At 35.3% G+C, this 20,269-nt stretch carries 18 protein-coding genes; 5 read left to right on the top strand and 13 right to left on the bottom strand.

Features of this window, described 5'->3' with window-relative positions:
* Positions 1 to 51: 51 nt before the first annotated feature.
* From NBT05_RS08470 to dtd, 10 genes are all read right to left on the bottom strand, one after another.
* On the bottom strand, positions 52 to 822 hold the full coding sequence (locus tag NBT05_RS08470; protein ID WP_265773054.1) for a hypothetical protein: 771 nt from the start codon (positions 820 to 822) through the stop codon (positions 52 to 54).
* Complete coding sequence (locus NBT05_RS08465) at positions 803 to 1,372, bottom strand: RNA polymerase sigma factor (protein WP_265773053.1); 570 nt, start codon at positions 1,370 to 1,372, stop codon at positions 803 to 805. Before NBT05_RS08465 ends, NBT05_RS08470 begins: the two co-directional genes overlap by 20 nt.
* A gap of 129 nt (positions 1,373 to 1,501) precedes the next feature.
* Complete coding sequence (locus NBT05_RS08460; RefSeq protein ID WP_265773052.1) at positions 1,502 to 2,479, bottom strand: polyprenyl synthetase family protein; 978 nt, start codon at positions 2,477 to 2,479, stop codon at positions 1,502 to 1,504.
* 99 nt (positions 2,480 to 2,578) lie between these two features.
* A complete protein-coding gene (rlmN, locus tag NBT05_RS08455; RefSeq protein ID WP_265773051.1) occupies positions 2,579 to 3,619 on the bottom strand; it encodes a 23S rRNA (adenine(2503)-C(2))-methyltransferase RlmN in 1,041 nt (346 codons plus the stop codon).
* 351 nt (positions 3,620 to 3,970) lie between these two features.
* Entirely contained in the window at positions 3,971 to 4,954 is a 984-nt protein-coding gene (locus NBT05_RS08450) for a chalcone isomerase family protein (protein ID WP_265773050.1), read from the bottom strand.
* A gap of 277 nt (positions 4,955 to 5,231) precedes the next feature.
* Positions 5,232 to 6,281: a tRNA preQ1(34) S-adenosylmethionine ribosyltransferase-isomerase QueA gene (gene queA / locus NBT05_RS08445; protein WP_265773049.1), complete on the bottom strand. Its 1,050-nt coding sequence runs from the start codon at positions 6,279 to 6,281 to the stop codon at positions 5,232 to 5,234.
* Positions 6,282 to 6,385: 104 nt separating this feature from the next.
* Positions 6,386 to 7,618: a 3-phosphoshikimate 1-carboxyvinyltransferase gene (locus NBT05_RS08440; RefSeq protein WP_265773048.1), complete on the bottom strand. Its 1,233-nt coding sequence runs from the start codon at positions 7,616 to 7,618 to the stop codon at positions 6,386 to 6,388.
* A complete protein-coding gene (locus tag NBT05_RS08435) occupies positions 7,618 to 7,869 on the bottom strand; it encodes a hypothetical protein (RefSeq protein WP_265773047.1) in 252 nt (83 codons plus the stop codon). The genes NBT05_RS08440 and NBT05_RS08435 overlap by 1 nt, the downstream gene beginning before the upstream one ends.
* A gap of 1 nt (position 7,870) precedes the next feature.
* Positions 7,871 to 8,197, bottom strand: coding sequence for a nucleotide pyrophosphohydrolase (locus NBT05_RS08430; RefSeq protein WP_265773046.1), 327 nt, complete (start codon positions 8,195 to 8,197; stop codon positions 7,871 to 7,873).
* A 153-nt stretch (positions 8,198 to 8,350) separates the two neighbouring features.
* On the bottom strand, positions 8,351 to 8,803 hold the full coding sequence (dtd, locus tag NBT05_RS08425; RefSeq protein ID WP_265773045.1) for a D-aminoacyl-tRNA deacylase: 453 nt from the start codon (positions 8,801 to 8,803) through the stop codon (positions 8,351 to 8,353).
* 180 nt (positions 8,804 to 8,983) lie between these two features.
* Here dtd and NBT05_RS08420 point away from each other — a divergent pair, with 180 nt between their 5' ends.
* The gene (locus NBT05_RS08420; protein WP_265773044.1) at positions 8,984 to 15,055 is read left to right on the top strand and encodes an alpha-2-macroglobulin family protein; all 6,072 of its coding nucleotides are present in this window, start codon (positions 8,984 to 8,986) and stop codon (positions 15,053 to 15,055) included.
* A gap of 20 nt (positions 15,056 to 15,075) precedes the next feature.
* Here NBT05_RS08420 and NBT05_RS08415 read toward each other — a convergent pair whose 3' ends face one another.
* Positions 15,076 to 15,723: a hypothetical protein gene (locus NBT05_RS08415; protein WP_265773043.1), complete on the bottom strand. Its 648-nt coding sequence runs from the start codon at positions 15,721 to 15,723 to the stop codon at positions 15,076 to 15,078.
* A gap of 232 nt (positions 15,724 to 15,955) precedes the next feature.
* On the opposite strand from NBT05_RS08415, the gene NBT05_RS08410 reads away from it, so the two are divergent.
* Positions 15,956 to 16,279 (top strand): GNAT family N-acetyltransferase, encoded by a 324-nt coding sequence (locus NBT05_RS08410; RefSeq protein ID WP_265773042.1) that lies wholly within the window; start codon positions 15,956 to 15,958, stop codon positions 16,277 to 16,279.
* An 11-nt stretch (positions 16,280 to 16,290) separates the two neighbouring features.
* Here NBT05_RS08410 and obgE read toward each other — a convergent pair whose 3' ends face one another.
* Both obgE and NBT05_RS08400 read right to left on the bottom strand, forming a co-directional pair.
* Positions 16,291 to 17,295, bottom strand: coding sequence for a GTPase ObgE (obgE, locus tag NBT05_RS08405; RefSeq protein ID WP_265773041.1), 1,005 nt, complete (start codon positions 17,293 to 17,295; stop codon positions 16,291 to 16,293).
* A 71-nt stretch (positions 17,296 to 17,366) separates the two neighbouring features.
* On the bottom strand, positions 17,367 to 17,939 hold the full coding sequence (locus NBT05_RS08400; RefSeq protein ID WP_265773040.1) for an adenylate kinase: 573 nt from the start codon (positions 17,937 to 17,939) through the stop codon (positions 17,367 to 17,369).
* A 286-nt stretch (positions 17,940 to 18,225) separates the two neighbouring features.
* On the opposite strand from NBT05_RS08400, the gene NBT05_RS08395 reads away from it, so the two are divergent.
* From NBT05_RS08395 to purE, 3 genes are all read left to right on the top strand, one after another.
* Entirely contained in the window at positions 18,226 to 18,417 is a 192-nt protein-coding gene (locus tag NBT05_RS08395) for a DUF433 domain-containing protein (RefSeq protein ID WP_265773039.1), read from the top strand.
* A 151-nt stretch (positions 18,418 to 18,568) separates the two neighbouring features.
* Complete coding sequence (locus tag NBT05_RS08390) at positions 18,569 to 19,726, top strand: 5-(carboxyamino)imidazole ribonucleotide synthase (RefSeq protein ID WP_265773038.1); 1,158 nt, start codon at positions 18,569 to 18,571, stop codon at positions 19,724 to 19,726.
* A gap of 9 nt (positions 19,727 to 19,735) precedes the next feature.
* On the top strand, positions 19,736 to 20,233 hold the full coding sequence (gene purE / locus NBT05_RS08385; protein WP_265773037.1) for a 5-(carboxyamino)imidazole ribonucleotide mutase: 498 nt from the start codon (positions 19,736 to 19,738) through the stop codon (positions 20,231 to 20,233).
* Positions 20,234 to 20,269: the final 36 nt, after the last annotated feature.

Here is a 20,269-nt window from a genome sequence, read left to right as displayed (position 1 = left end):
CTGCCCTCCTTTTACCAAGAAGGGAAGTACAACCTTGATTGATGAATTTTGTTAATTATTTCGTTGCGCTACTGCGGTTCTTATCTTTTTATACCCTGATTTAAGAGCATCAAATACTTTTTGTTTAAAAGACTCATCCAGCTCTGCTTCTACACTTGCTAATAACATAGAGGCATCCACCGTATCAGCATTTTTAATTTTTTCCTGAAGGATTTCGTTCTGCGCTTGCCTTAATAAACTATCGATTTCCTGATCGCTAACTACTGTATTATTATTCTCAAGAGAAGCTACAGTTAGGGCTAGTTGTCTAACTTTTGAATTAATATTAATACTATCCATCCTTTCTAGTGATATTTTCGTCGTTTCTGTCAGCACTGCTTTCTGTATTTTTTTATGATCAACTATGTTATTTGATGTATTTGCTACCACTGGTTGTTCCATCACTTTACGTTCCTTTACAGAATCTATCGATCCTTTATGTTCTGTAAGCTGATACTGTTGGGTACTACGTAAATACTCATTTTTATTGTTTGTATTTTTAAGGGTGTCTTCTATGAAGTTATGCTTAGGAGCATCGTTACTATCTACAATAGTATTTATAGATTTATCTTTCTGGTTATTTAAAAGGTAAATCGAAACTATAAAAATCAATCCTATACAAGCTGCTGCTATTTTTAAAATATAACTGAATTTATTATTAACCTTTTTATTTTGATTCTTATCTAATAAGCTTTCTAATTGATCCCATGAATTCTCCGAAGGTTGTATCGTTCTTGCTTCAAACTTCTCCTTCATTTCTTCTTCAAACTTTAAAGGTGCCATCGTTCTTTATATTTACATTATTAATTTTTTGTTGCAATAATTTTCTAGCTTTAAAAAGTTGTGTTTTAGAGGCGCTTTCTGAAATATCCAAAGCTTCTGCAATTTCTTTATGTTTATATCCTTCAATTGCGTAGAGTATAAAAACCATTTTATATCCATCCGGTAAAGTATCGATAAGTTTTTGAATTTCTTCGACTTCGAGGTGCTGATGGTAATCATCGTAGTAAGATGCTGAGGTATCCACAAATTCCTCTACGTATACATGTCGTTTTTGTTTTCTGATAAAAGAAATACAATCATTCACCATGATACGACGTACCCAACCTTCAAAACTTCCTTCGAATTTAAATTGACTTATCTTTGAAAAGACTTTTGCAAAAGCACCAATCATTACATCTTCGGCAAACTGTTGGTCGGTGATATACCTTCTACAAACACCTAGCATCTTAGGAGCATAGGTTTCATATAACCTACGTTGCGCATCCCGTTGATTATCTCCGGCTCTTTTAATTAGCTGTTTTTCGTTTGTATAAAATCTAATCACTTTCACCCTGTAGCTGTCTTAACCTGATTGCTTTCTTGTAAGACGTATATTTTTATATTTAGGTTGCCTGAAGACTTTTAAAATTTAAAACAATGAAAACAACTAATTATGTACCAATTAGTTAAAATAATAAAATTATTTTTTTCTATCAATAACAAAGGTAACCATCAACTCCAATGCTTCTTTATACTCAGAATCCGGATATCTTTTTAAGATGGCTAGCGCTTTATCTTTATAGTTGTGCATTACTTTTTCAGCATAGATCAATCCCCCGGTATTTTTTACAAAAGCAATTACTTCTTTAACCCGTTTTTTATCTTTATTATAATTCTTAACGCTATTAATTAACCAGCGTTTTTCTTGTTTACTACAAGTGTTTAAGGTATAAATTAACGGGAGGGTCATTTTTTGTTCTTTAATATCGATACCTGTAGGCTTTCCGATAGCCGTATCCCCGTAATCAAACAAATCATCTTTTATTTGAAAGGCCATTCCAATTAATTCACCAAACTTTCGCATATCTTCTACAGCTTCTGTGGCAGGGGCTACCGAACATGCTCCCAAGCTACAACAGGCAGCAATTAAAGTAGCAGTTTTTTGACGGATGATCTCGTAATACACCTCTTCGGTAATATCCAGATTACGGGCTTTCTCAATTTGGAGTAATTCTCCTTCGACTACTTCTCTAACGGCTACGGAAATTATTTTTAAAAGATCAAAATCATTGTAGTCTATACAAACCAACATGCCTTTGGATAACAAATAATCTCCTACCAGAACGGCAATTTTATTTTTCCAAAGGGCGTTAATTGAGAAAAAACCTCTTCGCTGATTAGAGTCATCTACTACATCATCATGTACAAGACTAGCAGTATGAATTAATTCAATGACAGAAGCTCCGCGATACGTACGTTCTAGAATTTTTCCTCCGGAAACAAGTTTGGCGGAAAGAAAAACAAACATAGGCCGCATTTGTTTTCCTTTTCTTTTTACAATGTAATGGGTAATTCTGTTAAGCAGTGCTACTTTAGAGGACATCGATTGTGAGAACTTCTCTTCGAAAAGTTCCATTTCTTCGAGAATAGGTTGCTTGATCTGCTCTACAGTTTTCAAAAAAAAGAAATTAACTATGTCCGTACGAAGATACTATAAATCTTTGGCTGTGGGGTAACCAGAAAACCAAATAGTTTAATGCGTATCCCATTCCTTTTATTATCCCTTATTTGCCAATTGCCCGCAGGCAGCATCGATGTCTTTTCCTCTGCTCCGTCTTATATTAACTACAATATGATGAGACTCTAATTGCCTGATATAAGCTTGTACCGAAGTTTCTGAGGCTTGTATAAAGCTAGGGTCATCTATAGCGTTATATTCGATAAGGTTTACCTTGCAGGGTATGATATGACAAAAATTTATAAGTGCGTCAATATCTTTCTGTTGGTCATTAATTCCTTTCCAGATCACGTATTCGTAGGTTACTCGTTTTTTGGTTTTTTGATACCAGTATCGTAAGGCTTCTGCTAAATCCTGTAAAGGAAAGGTTTTATTGAATGGCATAATCCGGGTACGTACTTCGTCAATCGCTGAATGTAAGGATACAGCAAGGTTAAAACGCACCTCATCATCTGCCATTTTTTTTATCATTTTAGGTACTCCGGAGGTTGAAACGGTAATCCGACGGGGTGCCATCCCCAGCCCGTCTTCTGATGTAATTTTATCAATTGCTTTTATAACATTAGGATAGTTCATCAGGGGTTCGCCCATCCCCATAAATACAATATTAGATAAAGGCCGGTTATGGTACAACCTGCTTTCTTTGTCAATTGCCAGTACCTGATCAAAAATTTCATCTGCGTTTAAATTACGCATTCTTTTTAAACGGGCCGTAGCACAAAATTTACAATCCAGACTGCAACCTACTTGTGAAGATACGCAGGCTGTGGTACGCGTAGGGGTAGGAATCAACACGGATTCTACAATCAGATCATCATGCAACTTTACGGCATTTTTAATGGTGCCATCCTTGCTTTGTTGCATCTGGTCTACTTTGATATGATTAATAACAAAGTGATGGTTTAAAAATACCCGGGTATCTTTAGAAAGATTTGTCATCTCTTCAAAACTATGCGCACCTTTATTCCATAACCATTCGTATACCTGGTTACCCCTAAAGGCTTTTTCTCCCTGCTCTTTAAAAAAACTACGAAGTTGTTCTCTGGATAAAGCGCGAATATCCTTTTTTGAAGATTTCATTTTGCAAAAATAGTTCAGAAAAGTAGTGTAACCTAATACAATTAGATGCTATTCATATATGGTGTTATATTAAAAGCATGAGTGTCTGTTAACGATTCAAGATCGCTATTGCTTCTGGAATCAAGAACCAAGACTAATCATAATACTATTGAAAATTAATATTATAAAATGATTCCGCTTAGTAAAACAAATTGCTTTTAAAAAAGTAGTCTCCAAATACTTTAAAGTTTGGAATCATCTTATTTTAATATACTTTACCGTACACCCATTTTAAAGAATTAATCTTTTATCAAGAAATATGTAATTTAAGTAGTTACGTACGGCTGTAAAACATAAGTAAATATTGTAATATTAAAAACGCTTAACCGTTCGGTATTCTTCACGATTGGTGGGTTCATCCGTTTCAATTCTTTTCCATTCGTGAACACCTCCCCCGCCTTTGTAGCGGACCTTTAAAACATCCTGATTATCCTCATCCATCCAAATTTGACAATCTGCTACTTTTCCGGATACAATATTTGTGTATAGCCCATTTACGTATTTATAATCATCCTTTAATTTCAAATCTTTAAGGATCACTAATCCTTCTACTTTTTGGTTTTTATCTTCTCCGGTGCATTTATAACAAACTGCATCCCTTTCGGATTCTCTAAGCATACGCTCAATGGTACCATTCAACTTCTTATCAATCATATATAAGCGAACAATACTTAAGGCCACGCCGGTTTCTTTATCAAAAGTTTTCCAGGATCCTAAAACCGGATTTATATCTGAAGTGCCTAACAGCTCATTTTTAAGTTCTACATTAACCGGATTAGTTCCAAGCCATATTTTAAAAAAGGCTTTTTTAAATTCAAAACTATCTTCAAGCGTACCTACGATTCTTTTGTTTTGGTATAGCTTCATTACGCCGCCTTTCTCATAACTTACCCTAAAGATCCCGTGTTTCAACATTTCTGAAGGTAAGAGGTCTATAAATTCCCGAATCTTTTCTTCAATTACATAGCTGTTACCGTCAGTGGCCCTTTCTAAGCCTATCCGAATCAGGTTTTTTAATTCTTCTTTACTTTTTGAAGATGTCATCTTAATGGTAAATCCCATATCTGCATCTTTTTCAGCTACCATAATTCCATCTTCCGGACCATCCACTTCAAAGTTTAGATATAGCGCTATTACATAATCTTTATCTTTAGCTCCGGCACCATTAAGTACAAGTTCTTTATTATCAAAAGTATCTACATCATTAAACCCAATTTTCCCTACAAAGGTTTGTGCGTAATTTTGTGTGATAAAGGCATTTATAAGTAAGAAGAAAAAGTATAATTTTAAGTTCATATGTTGAGTTATTAGATTTCACCTTACTTACAATTTTTTATGAAGAGGTGATAAAATATACAATTCTAAATTTGAAAAACGGTATAGTTAAAAATAAAAACCGTGTTTTACTAAATAAATAAGTCTTAATAAATTTAAAATTAGACGAATATAGCTAAATTAACCAACTTTTAACAATATTTAATTTTAAAATCTTTAACAGAAAAAGACTTTAACACTATCATTAAAGTCTTTTTAATAAATAATAATATTTAGCTCTATATTCTAAATTCGGTTATTATAAAATCAACATTGCGTCTCCGTAAGAATAGAATTTATACTTTTCTTTTACTGCTTGTGCATAGGCTTCTTTCATAAAATCATGTCCTGCAAAAGCAGAAACCATCATCAATAATGTAGATTTAGGTGTATGAAAATTAGTGATCATACTGTTTGCTATGCTAAATTCGTAAGGTGGGAATATAAACTTATTAGTCCAGCCCCGGAACTCGTTTAACGTATGATTAGATGAAACAGCACTTTCTAAGGCACGCATTACTGTAGTTCCTACTGAACACACTCGTTGTTTACCATGAATGGCTTTATTAATAGTTGCTACGGCTTCACTAGTAATATACGCTTCTTCACTATCCATTTTATGCTTGGACAAATCTTCAACTTCAACCGGGTTAAAAGTTCCCAAGCCTACATGAAGTGTAATTTCTGCAAAATCTACCCCTTTAATTTCTAATCTTTTCATTAAATGTTTAGAAAAATGAAGTCCAGCAGTAGGTGCTGCCACGGCTCCTTCATTTTTTGCATAAATCGTTTGATACCGTTCCTCATCTTCAGGTTCGGTTTCCCTTTTAATATATTTAGGTAAGGGAGTTTCTCCCAGATCTGTTAATTTCTGTCTGAATTCATCATAAGAGCCATCATATAAAAAACGCAAAGTACGTCCGCGCGAAGTAGTATTGTCAATCACTTCTGCTACCAGACTTTCATCATCTCCGAAATATAATTTATTACCAATTCTAATTTTACGGGCAGGATCTACTAAAACATCCCATAATCTGGTTTCGGAATTTAATTCTCTCAATAAAAAAACTTCAATTCTTGCACCGGTTTTCTCTTTGTTACCGTACAATCTTGCCGGAAAAACTTTGGTATTATTAAGGACCATTACATCATTAGGTTCAAAATAATCAATAAGATCCTTAAATTGTTTATGCTCTATGGTTTGTTTTTCCCGGTCTAATACCATTAAACGCGCTTCATCACGGTTTTCTGAAGGGTACTCTGCCAGTAATTCTTTAGGAAGGTTAAAATTAAAGTTTGATAATTTCATTCAGTTTTACATTTTAAAAGGTTGTAAATATACAATGTACAGGTAGGGGATGTCAAGTATTTACGGGATTATCTTTTTATAAGTTTCTTTAAGGATGGACTCACCTATTTTTCCTGACTTATCTTAAAGCCAATTTTTTGCAAATCATTCCAGAAATCAGGGTAAGATTTAGATACTACCCCTGCTTTTTCAATTTTTAAATTAGTAGTCAGAGCCAGAGGGGCAAAGGCCATTGCCATTCTGTGATCTTTGTACGTTTCAATTACAACGCCTTCTTTAATTAATTCCCGCTTTGCAAGACGTAGGCTATCTTCTGTAATTTGAATGTTACCTCCCAGTTTTTCAATTTCGCTTTTTAAGGCTACCAGACGGTCGGTTTCTTTAATTTTTAAAGTATGCAACCCGGTAAGGTAGCAGGGAATATTTAACCCAAAACAAGTGACCGCTATAGTTTGTGCGATATCCGGAGAATTGGTTAAATCAAAATTAACTTCTTCCTGCAGAAGCTCACTATTTTTTTCTTTCGTTAAGACAATGCTATTTTCTCTAAACTCTGTAGTGACGCTAAAGGAACGGTAGATTTCAGACAAAACAGAATCTCCCTGGTAACTATTCTTCTTATAACTACTTAATTCTAAAACAACTCCCGAAGACAATGCAGCAATACTATAAAAATAGGATGCTGAACTCCAATCTGATTCTACCACTATTTTCTTTTCCGGAACCTGGGTTACCGGAGGGATGGTGATTATATTATCTTTGAAATTCCCTTTAATTCCCGCTTCTTCTAACAGACTTAAGGTCATTTTGATATACGGAACTGAAGTGATTTTTCCCTCTAGTCGAATGGTAAGTCCTTCTTTTAAAGAAGGCGCTATTAGCATCATTGCAGATATATACTGACTACTTACGTTGGCAGATAAGGATACTTCACTGCTATTCGGTTCTTTTCCTGTAATTTTAATCGGTGGATATCCCTCGTTATTTACATACTCCATCTGACATCCTATGGTACGAAGTGCTTCTACTAAAATTTTTACCGGTCGTTCCTGCATACGTTCACTTCCGGTCAACACGGTAGTTCTACCCTTTAACACTGAAAAATAAGCAGTTAAAAAACGCATTGCCGTACCTGCATGATGTATATCTACTAGTTCTTCTGAGGCGGTCAATGCTTTCTGCATCAAGTTAGAATCGTCACTATTTGAAATATTTTCAATTTGCAAGGACGGGTATAAGGCTTGCAGAATTAAAAGTCGGTTAGTCTCGCTTTTTGACCCGGTAATCCGGATTGTACTATTTTTAATTTGGCTCACGTGAGCTAAATGTAAAGTCATTATAACTGCTCTTTAAGTTGTTTATTATGAAAGTAGAAACCCAGGATCATACCATATAGCAACCCTCCTACCAGACGGGATAAAATAAAACGCTTCCATTGACCGTAAGCAAAGATATTTGTGTATACGTCTTTAAAACCTGTCCATCCGTAATTGAATACATATTCTAAGATCGAAAAGATTACAATGAACTTAAGTCCCAGAAAAAGCACGGATTTCCAATAGGATTTTTTAGATAGTACTACTTTCAACTTATAATAGCTTTTGATTGCTGTGGTGTCGGTCGTGATCCCTTTTTGTTTTTATATCCAGTTTTTTCTGAAAAGCTTCTTCCAGATTCACACCGGTTTGATTAGCGAGACAAAGTACTACAAAAAGAACATCTGAAAGTTCTTCTCCCAAATCCTTGTTTTTGTCACTTTCTTTTTCACTCTGTTCTCCGTACCTTCTGGCTATAATGCGAGCTACCTCCCCTACTTCTTCGGTCAGTTGCGCCATGTTAGTTAACTCATTAAAATATCGAACACCGTGTTGTTTGATCCATTCATCTACGGCTTGTTGCGCATTTTGAATATTCATGTAAAAATTCTATGGTCAAGCGCAAAAATACTACAATTTGATCAGTTAAGAGACTTTCTTTAGTACAACCTGTTCTTGTAATTCAGCTGACAAGTTCTTTTAATGGTGATTTAAAAGTTACCAATAGAAGAAATACTTTCTCACCAATTATTATTATTCCTTATTTTCAGTGTCTATTATAATCGTAACTGGTCCGTCATTAATTAAGGACACTTTCATATCTGCACCAAAGATGCCAGTTCCAACATCTTTCCTTAGCATACTTTTAAAAACTTCTATAAAGTTCAGATATATATCCTTAGCAATATTTGGTTTTGCCGCGTTCAAATAACTAGGTCGATTTCCCTTTTTTGTACTTGCAAATAATGTAAACTGGCTTACAATAATGACATCTCCCTCAACATCCTTAATATTTTTATTCATCTTACCTTCTATATCATTAAAAATTCTAAGGTTTATGATTTTTTGAGATAGCCAACTGATATCTTCTTCTTGATCTTCATGCGTAACCCCTAGTAGAATCACTAAACCCTTTCCTATTGTTGCTACCTTCTTATCTTCAACCGTTACAGATGCTTGTTGTACTCTTTGGATAACCGCTCTCATTATTTGTTTTTAAAATATTTATCCTGTATTCATATCATCTATTGGTAGTTGTATTGCATTTTTAAGTTTGAAACTTACTTCTATTACCCTTTGATACCAACAAATCATTTATATTTATAACTTACGAAAATACAGATACGGCATCAATGTTGCTCTTACTTCACCAACAAATTAGCACTCATGAAAAAATTATTTTCTTCTCTATTCTTAATATTAAGTATACTTACCAACGTAACTAGCCAGGAAATGTATAAAGATCGCTGGAACGAGATTGAAAACCTGGAAAAAAAAGGATTACCTAAATCGGCAATTGCTATTGTAGATGAAATTCTTATTGATGCTAAAAAGAAAGGAAATACAAATGAGGTTATCAAAGCCCTATTATATCAATCTAAATACAACCTGCAGATTGAAGAAAATGCAAGGTTGGAAATTATTAAAAATTTCAAAACGGAAATTAGTAAGAGTAAATTTCCGGAGAAAAATATCCTGACGAACGTATTGGCTAATCTATACTGGCAGTATTTTAAGCAGAACCGTTATAAATTTTACGACCGTACAAAAACGGCTCAAAAAACAACTTCAGAAGATTTTAGAACCTGGGACCTGGAAACATTATTTCATGAAATCCATTGCAAATTTGAAGAATCACTTTCGGATAAAGAAAAACTACAACAAGAAAGCTTACAGGATTATAAAACACTTTTGAATACTGTTGAAAATTCAATACAGTACCGCCCTACCCTATTTGACTTACTGGCACATCAGGCACTTGATTTTTATAAAACACCTGAAAATTCTATTACCCAACCCATTGATGCTTTTGAAATTGATCAACCTGCTTATTTACATCCTCATCCCGAATTTGCTAAGACAACATTACAAACCACAGATACACTTTCTCTTCAATTTAAAGCCTTAGCACTTTACCAGGAACTTACTAGTTTTCATCTAAAAAATAAAAATTCAAAACCCCTTATTGCCCTGACTACGGAGAGACTGGATTTTGTGAGAGATAATAGCGTTTTTGAAAATAAAGATGTGGTTTTTCTAAATACCTTGCAGAGAGAAAAAGAACTTCACAAAAACACACCTCAAGTAACTGATTTTTATTTTGAGGAAGCACAATTATACGAGGAACAGGCACAAAAATTTCAAACAGAAAGTGATTCGGCTTACCAGGGGCATTTCAATAAAGCACTTACAATTTGTAAAGAGGCGATTGATTTGCATCCTAATAGTACAGGGGCGAAGAATTGTAAAGTTTTGGCTACTAAAATCAAGCTTCCTTTACTTTCTGGCATAACCACCAACTCCTATACGCCAATAAATACCCCATCCCGTCTATTATTTTCGTATAAAAATATAGATGAATTACATATCCGGGTTCACAAAATGAATCGGGAGCAACAATTGATCTTCCGAAAAAAAAGAAGAGATCAAGATAAGTTAAGTTTTATTAAATCCTTACCCGTTGTTACTTCGTACAAAGTTGCACTTACTAATGAAAAAGATTACCAACAACATACCACTGAAAAGATACTGCCTGAACTACCACAAGGTATGTACCTGATTACTGCAAGTCAGACGGAAGCCTTAGCGGTTAAGAAATATGCTTACGGAACGGTTCAATCTACTAATATTGCACTAACCGAAAACAAATTGGAGGATACCATTGAGTATCGAATTACCGATCGAAGTACCGGTAAACCCCTTAATAAGGCTCAAATTCAACTTTCATCAAATGATCGACGTCGAGAAACACTTAATACTACTTTGATCACCGATAACAATGGTATTGCTTCTTTTTCAGGAAATAAAAATTTTTCTAATATAACCGCTAAAGTTACCTATCAGGAAGATACTGCATTTTTTAATGGTTTATATAGTTATTCAAATTACAGCAACCGAAATAGAAATGAAGAACAAGTGGTAAAGAGAACTACGCTTTTTACAGATCGAAGTATCTACCGACCCGGACAAACTGTCTATTTTAAAGGGATATCTTTTTCAACTTCTAATAACAAGGAGTATAAAGCCCTGATGAATCGTAAAGGATCAATTGAATTAAGAAATGTGAATGGGGAAACGGTTTCTGAAATAAACGTAGTTACCAATGCTTATGGATCTTTTTCCGGAAAATTTGTACTTCCTAAGAGTGGTTTAACCGGGACTTATACTATAGAAGGCCCGGATGATAGTTACCATTCCATATCTGTAGAAGAATATAAACGCCCGAAGTTTTCAGTTGAATTTAAACCGGTCACTAAGTCCTACCGCCTTGATGATACGGTTTCATTAGATGGGAATGCTTCGGCATATTCAGGAAGTGTTCTATCTAATAGCAAGGTAACCTATCGGGTTACCCGCAAAGTACAATATCCAATATGGTGCTACTGGAGGCCTACATATAATTCCAAATCGCAGGAAATAACTTTTGGCGAAACTATAACGGACGAAAATGGTGATTTTACGATTGACTTTAAAGCTATTGCCGATAAAACAGTTGATCAAAAAGAGCAACCTATTTTTACATATGAAGTGGTGGCAGATGTCACAGATATTAACGGCGAAACCCGCTCTGCAACTACTCTAGTAAAAGTAGGATATCATACCATTACGGCAAGGATCGAGGCAAAAAATAAGATCGATGTGTCCAAAGAGGCTCTTAACATTAGTATTAGTACGCAAAATTTAAATGATCAACCTGTTGACAATACCGGTTTTGTAAAAATTGATAAATTAAAAGCACCAGATCGTATCCTGATTGACAGATCCTGGCCGGCACCTGATTATGCCGGAATTGATAAGAACGAATTTTATCAAAAATTCCCCCACACCCCTTATAAAAATGAAGAAGACCTTAAAACCTGGTCGGTTGAAAAAGAAGTATATCAAGAAGTGTATGATACCCGAAAGAAGGCAGAAGATACTATTGTTGGAACAGATCAGTTAAAGGTTAACACAAAAAAATGGGAAGAAGGTAATTATCGTATTACCTTAGAAACTAAAGACCCTTACGGTCAACCGGTAAAGGATGTATCTTATCTAAAAGTCGAAAATTCAAAAGTAATTAAGAAAAAGACACAGGAAATTTTTTCAATACGTGTAGATAAGGACAGTTATCAGCCCGGGGAAGAAGCAATAGTCACCTTACAAACCGGTCTGGACGAACTGGATGTGGTATTACAAATACATAAACAAGGTGAAAGGGTCGAAAAGCAATTTTTAACCTTGACTAAAAATTCTAAAACTTTAAAAATTCCTGTCTCTAAAACAGATTTGGGCGGAATTGCCATTTCTTATAGTTATGTAATCTGGAATTCGTTTAAAAGTTATTCCCAGCAAATAAAAGTACCTTACCCAGAAACCGATCTTCAGATTAGTACCAAAACTTTTAGAAACCTGTTAGAACCCGGAGGTAAAGAAACCTGGAGTTTTTTGATTAAAGGACCTAAAGGAGAATCTGTCGCTACAGAAGTTCTGGCTTCTATGTATGATATGTCGTTGGATCAATTTAAAAGTCATGAATGGCAATTTGATCCAATCCGAAGAATATCATTTAGTCCTTCCACCGGATGGTCAGCAGCAAATAGTTTTAACCCCCAACGCTTTGTCACGTATTACCATCAATACCGTAACCAGTATCAACAACAACAATTTGACAGTTTTAACTGGTTTGGCTTTAGTTTTGGCCGTAGTATGAATACTATGCGTTTTAAAAGTAACGTGATGATGCGAAGTGTAGCTACCCCTGAAGCTGAAGTAATTGAAGAAGTAGCTGATGAAGAGATGATTAATGAAACATCAGATAGTTCTGTAGTTATTGGTTATGGAGTAGCATCGGGAGTTTTAGACCAGGATGCATCCGATAAAAAAGAATTACCTAAGGCAATGGTTCCCATTCGAAAAAATTTGCAGGAAACGGCTTTCTTTTTTCCAAAGTTAGAAACAGATGCAGAAGGTAACGTATCTTTCTCTTTCACCAGCCCGGAAGCCTTGACCCGCTGGAAATTACAATTGGTAGCGCATACTAAAACCCTGGAGTCTGCCACTGCATCCTTTGAAACGGTAACACAAAAAGAACTTATGGTGTTACCGAATATTCCTCGTTTTTTACGACAGGGTGATGAGGTAGTAATTACCAGTAAAATTTCTAATTTAAGCGCTAAATCCTTAGCTGGAAATGCCCGGTTACTTTTAACCAACCCAATTACGAATCAACCAATATCGCTAATTTTCTCAGACAAAGAATCCGTTTCATTTGACGTAAAAGCTTCCGGGAATACGGCAGTTTCCTGGACCTTAAAGATTCCGGAAAATTTATCGGCCCTTCAATATGTGATTACCGCTTCAGCAGGTGATTTTTCTGATGGCGTACAAGGAGTTTTACCAGTAGTTACCAATCGTAAATTGGTAACCGAAACCTTACCTATGTGGGTGGGTTCTGATCAGACGAACACTTTTACGCTAGACAAGTTAAAAAATACAAATTCTAAAACCTTAACGAATCACCGCTTAACTTTTGAAGTAACTTCTAATCCTAGTTGGTACGCTATACAAGCACTTCCTTATCTACAGGAAGTTACTAGTTCCAACTGCTCAGAACAAGTGTTTTCAAGGTTTTACGGAAATGCGTTAGGTCATTTTATAGTCACCCAAAACCCACGTATCCAACAAGTATTTGATCAATGGAAAAATTCTGATGCCCTGGTTAGTGCTTTAGAAAAAAACCAGGAACTTAAAGAAGTACTCCTTTCAGAAACCCCCTGGTTACGGGATGCAGAAAGTGAAACCGAACAAAAAAAACGGATTGCTTTATTGTTTGATCAGAACAACCTGCAAAACGAATTACAAGCAAGTTTACGTAAACTTAAAGACCTGCAATATAATTCCGGGGCTTTTCCCTGGTTTGAAGGCGGACTTGAAAACCGGTATATTACCCAACATATTATTGCCGGATTTGGGCATCTACAGAAATTAGGCGTAACAGATTTCACACCGGATCAGAAAATTATGATACAAAAAGCACTTCAATATTTAGATAAGGAATTTTTAAAGGACTACGAAGAACTTTTAGTTCGTAAAGCAAATAACCCAAAAATGGATCTTACTAAAGATCATTTAGATTACAACCAATTGCATTACCTGTATGTACGATCTTATTTTGATACAAAATTACCTGCTAAAGGCGAAGAAGCTTTAACCTATTATCTGGAGCAAGCAGCAACACACTGGTTAGAAAAGAATTTATATTCTCAGGGGTTGATTACTTTACTCCTTCATAGAAATAACCGTAAGGATAAGGCTGGTGAAATTTTAAAATCTCTGAAAGAACGTAGCATTACCAATAAAGAATTAGGCATGTACTGGAAAAGCAATACGTCCGGTTGGTTCTGGTATCAGGCTCCGGTAGAAACCCAAGCCTTGCTTATTGAAGTTTTTGATGAAGTGTATCAAAAAGAAGATAAAGTTGAAATTGTAGATAACCTAAAGATCTGGTTACTAAAAAATAAACAAACCAACAGATGGCCTACTACCAAAGCTACTACTGAAGCTGTATATGCTTTACTATCTCATGGTTCTGACTGGTTGTCAATCACAGATAAGGTAAGTGCAAAAGTTGGTAAAACAAAAATTGATATGGGAACTACCCAAAATCAAACCGTAGAAGCGGGTACCGGATACTTTAAAACTTTCTGGCTGGGGACCGAAGTCGTATCAAAACAAGCAGAAGTAACGCTTACCAAAAAAGGAAAAGGTATTGCCTGGGGTGCTTTATATTGGCAGTATTTTGAAGACCTGGATAAAATTACCGGAGCAAAAACCAACCTTACCATTGATAAAAAGCTATTTATCAAATCTAATACAGCAAGCGGACCCCAATTAAAAGAGATAAAAAAAGACCTTTCGCCTAAAATTGGTGATCTGGTAACCGTACGTATGGTGATTACCAGTGATCGAAACCTGCAATTTGTCCATATGAAAGATATGAGGGCTTCTACTTTTGAACCAACTACGGTGCTTTCCGGTTATAAATATCAGGACGGTTTAGGGTATTATCAAAGTATTAAGGATGTAAGTACTGATTTCTTTTTTGATTACTTACCTAAAGGCACGTATGTATTTGAATACGATGTAAGGGTTACGAACCTAGGAGATTTTTCAAACGGCATCACCACGATTCAATCCATGTACGCTCCGGAATTAAGCAGTCATTCGGAAGGGGTTCGATTACAGGTAGAGAAATGATAACTAAAGGAAAGGGAAAATTAAAGTTCTTTTTTTCTTAGAAAGGTATATTTTAAAGCTAATGTAAGACCAATAGAACTTAAATCTCCGGTAAATCCGGAATCTTCTGGCAACTCAGTTTTAATTTTATCTGCCATTTCTGGAACATCTAAAATAGTATACGAAAGTAAAACTGATAAATTTACTGTTTCCGAACCAAAAGGTGTGCTTTCTATGCCTAAAGAAAATACAGGGTAGATTACTGATTCTTTGGTTTCACTTCTAAATTCCTGGCGTAATAAATCAGGTTCTTCTTCCAGTATAAATTGTGTTGCGGTAGCTTTGGCTTGCCCGAATTGTAAAGTAGTTTGTACAATAGGCCATACGTTGCTATCCTGCTCGATAAGTCGTATTTTGATCCCGGTTTGAAGTGTTGAGAATTGCAGGTTTAAATTCTGCGTACTTAGGGTAATTGGTTGTGGTAAAGCATTTTCTAAAGTTGTATCTTCCTGTTGTGCAGAAAGGTAGGAAAACCCGAAAAAAGGAGAAATCCAAAAATCATTAAAAAGTGACAGGCCTATATCAGATTTTATCATCAAATCATTAGTAAGTGACTTATTCCGAAAACCAGATAATTGCCCATATACGGATAATTGTTTTTCTTGAGAATACAGGGGATTTACTCTCATAATAAATAATATCAACCCTAATTTAAAGACTTGGCTTTTTAAGATTAAATTCATTCTGTTTTTGATTTTGATTGATTTGATTCTATTATAGTGCGAATAAACTCGACTAAAGATTAAAAGTAAAAAAACAAGTATTTCTACAGCTTCGAAACCCCTAATTTTAAAAAACTTTTAACCAGTCCGTAAAGTATTTGTTTGATAGAAACCAGTATCTTCCTTATAAAATAAAACTATGGAAACAGAAGATTTGTCAAAACTTGAATTAGTCAACAATACGGAGTTGCCTAAAAAGAGGTTTGAATTAAAAGTAGGTGAAAATACTGCAATAATAGAATATATTTTGACTAAAGATGATGTGATTTACCTGACCCATACTGAAGTACCCAGACAATTAGAAGGCCAGGGAGTGGGAAGTACCATTGTCAAAAAAACACTGGCTTATATTAAAGAAAAAGGTTATAAACTGGTACCCTTATGCCCTTTTGTAGCGGCATATCTAAAACGACATCCTGAATTGGGCGAAGGAATTTTACAGAAAGGATACACGGTGAGTTAATGCGCTTTGGCTTATTTTTCGACCATAAGCATTTGCCAAAGAGCGTCCTTTAATTCAGTTAGACCCTTTTGTGCTACGGAAGAAATAAACAAATACGGAATTTTAATTTTTTGTTCTAATTCGGCTTTTATTTCTGTTTCTAATTCTTCATCCAGCATATCGGATTTAGTAATTGCTAGTAAGCGTTCTTTGTCTAGTAATTCCGGATTATAACGACGTAGTTCATCTAGTAATATCTCGTACTGAGCCGCAATATCATCCGCATCTGCGGGAATTAAAAATAATAGCGTAGAATTTCGTTCGATATGCCGTAAAAAACGGTGTCCGATTCCCTTTCCTTCGGCTGCTCCCTCAATTATTCCAGGAATATCTGCCATGACAAAAGTTTGGAAATCACGATATGCTACAATTCCCAAATTTGGTTTTAAGGTAGTAAACTCGTAATCTGCTATTTTAGGTTTGGCTGCTGTAATTACGGAAAGTAAAGTGGATTTACCGGCGTTTGGAAACCCTACCAAACCTACGTCTGCCAGCACCTTTAATTCCAAGGTAATATCTTTTTCCTCACCTTCAATTCCTGGCTGTGCGTAACGGGGCGTTTGATTAACAGAATTTTTAAAATGCCAGTTTCCCCTGCCACCTTTACCCCCGGTAGCAATTATATATTCCTCGTCTTTTTCTATTATTTCGTATAGAATCTCTTGTGTTTCGGTATCCCGAACAATAGTACCTAAAGGTACTTCTACGTACACATCATCTCCATCAGCTCCGGTGCTTCTGCTTTTACTACCATGACCTCCGTGAGATGCTTTAAAATGACGTTTAAATTTAAGGTGATAAAGCGTCCACATATTAGGGTTGGCTTTAATAATCACATGGCCTCCCCTACCACCATCACCACCATCAGGTCCACCTTTAGTAATATATTTCTCCCGATGTAAATGTGCAGAACCTTTACCTCCGTTACCGGAAGCAACGTGGAGTTTAACGTAATCTACAAAATTGCCTTCGGTCATGGTGTATTGTTTAAAAACATTCCGCTTTTACAAAAGGTTTGCTATTTATAATAATCAGGTTTCTACCTAATTCATAAAGTGTCAATAACTTTACTTAAGCGTTCGGTGATTTCATTTATAGAACCTACGCCGTCCACACCGTGATACCGATTTTGTTTTTCGTAATACCCTTTTAAAATTGCCGTTTCGTCATAATATACTTTAATTCGGTTTTTAATAACCTCCTCATCCGCATCATCCGGACGACCTGAAGTTTTACCTCTTTCTAGTAATCGGGCAACTAAAATGTCGTCTGCAACTTCCAGTGCAATCATAGCCTTTACATCCGTATTTTTTGTTTTTAAAAATACCTCAAGTGCTTCCGCTTGTGCTTCGGTTCTTGGAAATCCATCAAAAATAAAACCCTTTACTTTCTGATGTTGTTCTACTTCAGCATTAAGCATATTTATCGTTACTTCGTCCGGAACCAATTGTCCCTTGTCAATATAGGATTTTGCCAGGGTACCCAAGTCCGTTTTATTTTTAATATTATACCTAAAAACATCTCCTGTAGAAATATGAACCAGGTCATATTTATTTTTTAAAACTTCTGCCTGAGTTCCTTTACCGGCTCCCGGAGGACCAAACAACACAATGTTAACCATGATTCTACTTTTAATTTATTTTACCTACGTAGCTTGAGTGGTGCTAACAAAAGGCAAGTGCTCCTTTTTAAATAGGCGGCAAAGATACATATATCTTACTGATAATTTAGTATCTTTATAACCGAACTCATCTTGACTTTTATGATTGGCTACAAAATGATCTTTTTCACTTACTTTTCATCATTTTTAATTTCCGTAGCTAAGGCTATGCAACTGAAAAATGACTTCAATTAAGCAAAAAATCTCTATTTTTCGCTTCAACCTAAAAAGTTAAGAGGAGTTCATTATGTCAGGTTATCAAAAATATATTATTTCTAATCACAAAGTGATGCTGGGGAAACCTGTAATTAAGGGAACACGTATAACTGTAGAATTTATACTAAAAAAACTTTTGGAAGGAGTAACAGTACAACAAATTGCAACGCAATATAGATTAGAAACTTCAGCTATTTATGTAGCATTGTGCTATAAACAATGACGTATTTAAAGCAAATTTAATTGTGTTCATCTTAAAATTTTAGAAATTATAACTTTATTCTTTACCTAATTTAGCATTATAATAAATTAAAACACAAAGCACGCTTTCTTTTATTTAAAAAATTACTTTTGCAAAAGCAATATAGACAAGCATGCAATCTTATTTTTCTTCGGATTTTACTTTGGGTATTTTAGGGGGTGGTCAATTAGGTAAGATGCTATTATATGAAACCCGAAAGTTTGATATACAAACAGCGGTATTAGACCCTAACCCGGAAGCGCCCGGGGCTATTGCCTGTAACCATTTTGAGACCGGAGACTTGCAAGACTTTGATACGGTTTATAATTTTGGAAAGAAAGTAGATGTACTTACCATTGAAATTGAAGCGGTTAATATCAAAGCTTTGCAACAATTAGAAAAAGAAGGAATTACAGTATACCCATCTTCTTCAACCCTTCAAAAAATTCAGAATAAAGGTATCCAAAAAGAGTTTTATAAACAACACCAAATCCCCACCGCTGCTTTTACAAAATTTGAAAGTAAGGAACTGTTATTAAAAGCCTTTCAGGAGAATAAAATTACTTTACCCTGTATCTGGAAAAGTACCGAAGGAGGTTATGATGGTAAAGGAGTCGAGGTAATCAAGGATAAAAGTCAGCTACAAACACTACCGGAAACGGAATGTATTATAGAAGAAAAAATTGATTTTGCTTACGAAATAGCTGTTATTGTGGCTAGAAACCCGGATGGTGATACAGTTGCCTATCCTACGGTCGAAATGGAGTTTCATCCGGAAGCCAATCAGGTAGAATATGTAATTTGTCCGGCAAGAATCGATGAAGTTATTCAAACAAAGGCAAAGGATATAGCCATAAAAGTTTCTGAAGCTTTTGAACACGTGGGGTTGCTCGCTATAGAAATGTTTGTTACTAAAGATAATGAGATACTGGTAAATGAAGTAGCTCCCCGCCCCCATAATAGTGGGCATTATAGTATTGAAGCTAGTTATACCAACCAGTTTGAACAACATATACGGGCAATTCTAAATTTACCTCTGGGAAATACCGCTAGTAAAGTTGCCGGAATTATGGTGAACCTGGTAGGAAAAGAGGGATACGAAGGTCCCGTAATTTATAAAAACCTGAATAACATACTAAAAATGGATGGGGTTATCCCTCATATTTACGGAAAAAAAATAACCCGACCTTTTAGAAAAATGGGACATGTAACCATAGTCAATAAAGAAGTTTCTAAAGCAAGAAAAATAGCCGAAGAAGTTAAAAATTTAATTGAGGTAATCAGTGAATAATGAACTAACATGAGTAAAGTAGCAGTGATTATGGGAAGTACAAGTGACATGCCCGTTATGGAGAAAGCAATTGATATCTTACAGGGTTTTGATATAGAGATTGAAGTAGATATTGTATCAGCACACCGTACTCCCGAGAAATTATTTGATTTCAGTAAAAACGCACATAATAGGGGTATATCGGTTATTATTGCTGGTGCCGGAGGTGCAGCGCATCTGCCAGGAATGGTTGCTTCATTATCTCCATTACCCGTTATTGGTGTTCCGGTAAAATCTAGTAACTCTATCGATGGTTGGGATTCTGTATTATCCATTTTACAAATGCCCGGTGGTGTTCCGGTAGCTACCGTTGCTTTAAATGGAGCACTGAATGCCGGAATCTTAGCTGCTCAAATTATAGGGGCTTCAGATACGTATGTACGAGATAAAGTAATGGTTTACAAGGAGGGTTTAAAACAAAAAGTAATTGAAGGAGCTAAGCAAATCCGGCTAAATAAAAAATTGTAATTTGTTATCTGATAAGACAGATCACAACTATCTAAA

Origin of the sequence: Aquimarina sp. ERC-38 (genome assembly GCF_026222555.1) — a bacterium.
Taxonomy (GTDB): domain Bacteria; phylum Bacteroidota; class Bacteroidia; order Flavobacteriales; family Flavobacteriaceae; genus Aquimarina.
The sequence above is the reverse complement of the archived record's forward strand: the minus strand, read 5'-3'. Positions and strand labels throughout refer to the sequence as shown.